The 4,055-nt window shown below is 66.7% G+C and carries 7 protein-coding genes; 5 read left to right on the forward strand and 2 right to left on the reverse strand.

The features are described 5' to 3' along the window. Window positions 1-311 (forward strand): zinc finger domain-containing protein (locus tag V7Q39_RS19725; RefSeq protein WP_333818316.1); only part of this gene is annotated, 311 nt, incomplete at its 5' end. Window positions 312-351: 40 nt separating this feature from the next. Here V7Q39_RS19725 and V7Q39_RS19730 read toward each other — a convergent pair. Next, window positions 352-567 (reverse strand): DUF1127 domain-containing protein, encoded by a 216-nt coding sequence (locus tag V7Q39_RS19730; RefSeq protein WP_333818317.1) that lies wholly within the window; start codon window positions 565-567, stop codon window positions 352-354. Between the two features lie 103 nt (window positions 568-670). Between V7Q39_RS19730 and V7Q39_RS19735 the strand changes: the two genes are divergently transcribed. The 4 genes from V7Q39_RS19735 to V7Q39_RS19750 all read left to right on the forward strand — a co-directional run bounded on the left by V7Q39_RS19735 (window position 671) and on the right by V7Q39_RS19750 (window position 3,479). Continuing rightward, window positions 671-1,543: a LysR family transcriptional regulator gene (locus V7Q39_RS19735; protein WP_333818318.1), complete on the forward strand. Its 873-nt coding sequence runs from the start codon at window positions 671-673 to the stop codon at window positions 1,541-1,543. Next, window positions 1,543-1,986 (forward strand): methylated-DNA--[protein]-cysteine S-methyltransferase, encoded by a 444-nt coding sequence (locus V7Q39_RS19740; RefSeq protein WP_333818322.1) that lies wholly within the window; start codon window positions 1,543-1,545, stop codon window positions 1,984-1,986. The genes V7Q39_RS19735 and V7Q39_RS19740 overlap by 1 nt, the downstream gene beginning before the upstream one ends. 66 nt (window positions 1,987-2,052) lie before the next feature. Continuing rightward, window positions 2,053-2,541 carry an ABZJ_00895 family protein gene (locus tag V7Q39_RS19745; RefSeq protein WP_333818319.1) on the forward strand — a complete coding sequence of 163 codons (489 nt, stop codon included), beginning with the start codon at window positions 2,053-2,055 and terminating at the stop codon, window positions 2,539-2,541. A gap of 101 nt (window positions 2,542-2,642) precedes the next feature. After that, window positions 2,643-3,479 (forward strand): DMT family transporter, encoded by an 837-nt coding sequence (locus V7Q39_RS19750; RefSeq protein WP_333818320.1) that lies wholly within the window; start codon window positions 2,643-2,645, stop codon window positions 3,477-3,479. A 72-nt stretch (window positions 3,480-3,551) separates the two neighbouring features. Here V7Q39_RS19750 and V7Q39_RS19755 read toward each other — a convergent pair. Next, window positions 3,552-4,055 (reverse strand): phosphatidylcholine synthase (locus tag V7Q39_RS19755; protein WP_333818321.1); only part of this gene is annotated, 504 nt, incomplete at its 5' end.

A 4,055-nucleotide genomic window follows, 5' to 3' on the forward strand; every position in this document is an offset into this window, starting at 1 on the left:
TGGAGGTGCAGCGGACGGCGAAGGTGATCGGGGCGAGCCTGGAGGCCGCGCCGGTCGTGTTCGTCACGCCCGAGATGATGGCGCTGCTGGAGACGGTGAGCTTCGAGGAGGTCTGCATCACCTCCTGCATCTGGCTTTCGACGAAGCCCGCGCCGGAGGGCATTTTCGCGCTGGCCGAGGTGCCGGGCGTGGCGGTGGCGTTCGAACTGGCCAAGGGCCAGAAATGCGAACGTTGCTGGCGGGTGCTGCCGGATGTGGGCAGCCACAAGCACCCGGGCACCTGCCAGCGCTGCAACGACGCGTTGGGCTGAGGGAAAGGCTTCGCCGGGGATGGACACCCCCGGCGAAGAGTCAGACCGGAATGCCTACGGGGAGACCGCGGGGCGCCGGCGTCGAAGGAAAGCGAAGGGCCTTGGCCCGCGCCTCGGCGACGGTTTCGCCGTGGTGCATGGCCAGAAGCTCGGCGCGGGTCAGGCCGATGTCGTCCAGAAGATGGTCATCCTCGCGCTCCAGCAGGAACGCGGTCGAACGGCGCAGCTGCGAACGGGCGAAGAGGCGGGCGAACATGATCTGGACTCCTTGGGTTTGCAGGCCAGAGATAGGGCCGGGTTTGACATTTCACAAACGAATAGGTTTGATGGGTGACATAAATCCGACTCATGGGTGAGTGATGCAACCGCTGGACAGCGACCTGATGCGCAGCTTCCTTGCGGTGGCGGACAGCGGGTCGGTCACGGCGGCGGCGGGGCGGCTTTACCGCACGCAATCCGCGGTCAGCCTGCAGGTCAAGCGGCTGGAGGACAGCCTGGGCCAGCCGCTGTTCGAGCGTCAGGCGCGGGGGGTGGTTCTGACGCCGAGGGGCGAGCAACTGGTGCCCTATGCCCGCCGCGTGGTGGCTTTGCTGGACGAGGCGGCGGTCGCGCTGCGGGAGAAGCCGCTGGTCGGGCCGGTCCGGGTGGGGATTTCCGACGAATATTCCGGCACGGTGCTGCCACGCGCGCTGGCCGCCTTCGACGAGCGGCACGAGGGGGTGCAGGTCTCGGTCCGGGTGGATCATTCGACGGCGCAGATCGCGGCGCTGGAGGCGGACGAGATCGACATCGGGGTGATCTACGACTGGGCCTATGTGCAGGAGGGCGAGGTGTTGTGCATCGACCCGACGGTCTGGGTGACGTCGCTGACCCATGCCCAGCATCTGCGCCGCCCGGTGCCGGTGGCAGTCTATTTCCGGTCGGAGTGGAGCCGGGACTATGCCGAGCTGTCGCTGGACCGGCAGGGCATCGACTGGCGCGCGGCCTGGTCCTGCGACATGGCGGGGGGCTTCCGGGTGGCGGTGACGAACGGGATGGCGATCGCGCCCCTGTCGCGGAGCACCATTCCGGCGGGTTGCCGGGAGCTGACGGCAGAGGACGGATTCCCCATGGTCGACAACGCCCGGGTGGTCCTGCGGCGCAACCCGCGCGGGACCTCTCCGGCGGTGGAGGGGATGGCCGAGGTCCTGCGGGCGGCCTTTGCGCCGCTTGCGCGGGGGGCGGCGGCGTGATCCGCGCCGGGCTGGTCGGTCCGTTCGGGCCGGTGGCGCTGGTCGAGCGCGACGGGCTTCTCGTCGGGCTGGAATGGCGGCTGCCCGCGGTTTCCGGGCGGACGGCCCTGCTGGCCGAGGGTCTGGCGCAGCTTCAGGCCTATTTCGCGGGGCGGCTGAAGCGGTTCGACCTGCCGATGGACTGGGGGTCGGGACTGAATGCCGCCGTGCGGCGGGCGATGGCCGAGATCCCCCATGGCGAGACGCGCACCTATGGCCAGATCGCGAAACAGGTGGGCGCCGCGCCGCAGGCAGTGGGGCAGGCCTGCGGGGCGAACCCGCTGCCAATCCTGATCCCCTGCCACCGGGTGACGGGGACCGACTGGTTCGGCGGCTTCTCGGCGCCGGGGGGCGTGGAGACCAAGGCGGCGCTTCTGCGCCACGAAGGGGCGCTGCTGTTATGATCCTGACTTGCCTTTGCCGCCCGGGCGACGGAAGAGTGCGCCCAGTCGCTGCAAGGGAGAAAAGTGATGAGTTCCACCGCAATGCCTTTGGGTCGCATGCTGGCGATCTTTCTGGGTATTCTTGTCGCCGCCAATGTGGCCTTGGGCGCGATTGGCACCTATTTCCCCGACCTGCCCATTCCCTCGGCGATGGGCATCATCCTGGCGATGGTCGCCGCCATGTCGGCGGGACAGTCCGGCACCAAGGCCGTCAACCGGCGCCTGAGCTTCAATGAGAAAGCCACCTTCGCCGTGCTGGCGACAGTGCTTTCGGGGGTTCTGGGGATCGGCATCTTCTGGGCGATGTTCGCGTATCTGGGCATTCCCTTCACGCTGGAGAATGTCGTGCTGGCGACCACGGGGGACACGGTTCCTGCCGCAGAGATCCGCGGGATGCTGATCATCATCGTGCCGATCATTTTCGTCCTCTATGTGCTGATCACCTATTTCGGCGCGGCGATGGGGTCGCGCAACGAGATCAAGCTGCAAGAGAAGCTCGCCGCCAAGGGCAAGTGATCTGACCCTATGAATCGCGCGCCACTGGACCTATCGGCGCGCTTGCGCGCCTGGGGCCGGGGGCTTACGCCTGCATGTGACAGTTCCATGACAGGTGCGTCTTGAGCCTTGGCATCTTCCTGGCAGTCCTTGCGGCGGCCTTCCTCCATGCGCTCTGGAATGCGCTGATCAAGCTGGGGACCTCGAAGGTCGGCGGGATGGTGATCCTGTCAATCGTCGAGGTGCCGATCGGGCTGGCGGTGGTGATGGTGTCGAAGGCCATCGACCCGGCCGCCATCCCCTGGGTGCTGGCGGCGGGTTGCACACACTTCGCCTACAAGTTCTTCCTGACCTATGCCTATGACCGGGGCGACCTGAGCCGGGTCTATCCCATCGCCCGCGGGGCGGCGCCGATGATCGTGGCGCTGTTCGGGGCGGCCTTCCTTGCCGATGCGGTGACGGGCCGGGAATACCTCGCCATCGCGGTGCTGGCGGCGGGAATCCTGCTGATGGCACGGGGGGTGTTTGCCAGCGGCGAGGACCGGCGGCTTCTGCCCTTCGCCATCGGCTCGGCCTGTGCGACGGCGACCTATACGCTGATCGACGGCATGGGCGCGCGGGTCTCGGGCTCGCCCGCCGCCTATGTGGCCTGGGTCTTTGTCGCGGATGGCACGATCTTCACCCTGGGGATGCTGGCCCTGCGCGGCTGGGACGTGATCCCGCGCAACCTTCATGCCTGGCGGATGGGGGCCTTCGCCTCGGCGGCCAGTTACGGGGCCTATGCGGTGTCGATCTGGGCGATGACCATCGCGCCGATTGCCGTGGTAGCGGCGCTGCGCGAAACCTCGATCCTGTTCGCGGTGCTGATCGGCTGGCTGGTCTTCGGCGAGCGGATGACAGGGGAGAAGGCCCTTGCCTCGGTGATCATTGTCGCGGGGGTGATGCTGACGCGGCTGTGACGGCGGCTGCTTGTCGTGCGTCTTCGACTTCTCCTCGCGAGTATGGGGAGCGGCGACGTCATCTACAGTGGATCAGCGCACCCGGCGAATGCCCTCGGGGATGACCTGCTGCGCGATCCCGGCAAGGGCAAGGTAGAGCGAGGTCAGCACCAGCAAGCCTTTCGCCACCGGGCCTTCGTTGAAATCCCACCAGGCGGCCCAGCCGGCCAGCGCGATCCAGGCGATGATCACGCCGAGCGAAAGCTCATACCAGCGGCTGGTGCGCACCGGGTGGATGAACTTGAGGTTTGTGAACATCGTGACCGTCAGCAGGATGACGATCATCAGGATGATGGTCTGGCTCGGCTGGGTCGCAAACAGGACCAGCACGACCATGTTCCAGCAGGCCGGGAAGCCCGCAAAGCTTTTGTCCTTTGTCTTCATGCGGGTGTCGGCGAAATAGACCACCGACCCGTAGCAGATGACGATGATCGCGACCCAGCCTGTCCAGCCATCCAGAAGGCCGGACTTGAACAGGGCATAGGCCGGGATGAAGACATAGGTCAGATAGTCGACGATCAGGTCCATCAGGACGCC

The organism is Tabrizicola sp. (assembly GCF_036781545.1).
Taxonomy (GTDB): Bacteria; Pseudomonadota; Alphaproteobacteria; order Rhodobacterales; family Rhodobacteraceae; genus Tabrizicola.

Bases quoted from the DNA above. Each gene is read 5' to 3' on its own strand.
- V7Q39_RS19730 (WP_333818317.1), bottom strand. From the start codon at position 567: ATGTTCGCCCGCCTCTTCGCCCGTTCGCAGCTGCGCCGTTCGACCGCG.
- V7Q39_RS19745 (WP_333818319.1), top strand. From the start codon at position 2,053: ATGAGTTCCACCGCAATGCCTTTGGGTCGCATGCTGGCGATCTTTCTG.
- V7Q39_RS19735 (WP_333818318.1), top strand. From the start codon at position 671: ATGCAACCGCTGGACAGCGACCTGATGCGCAGCTTCCTTGCGGTGGCG.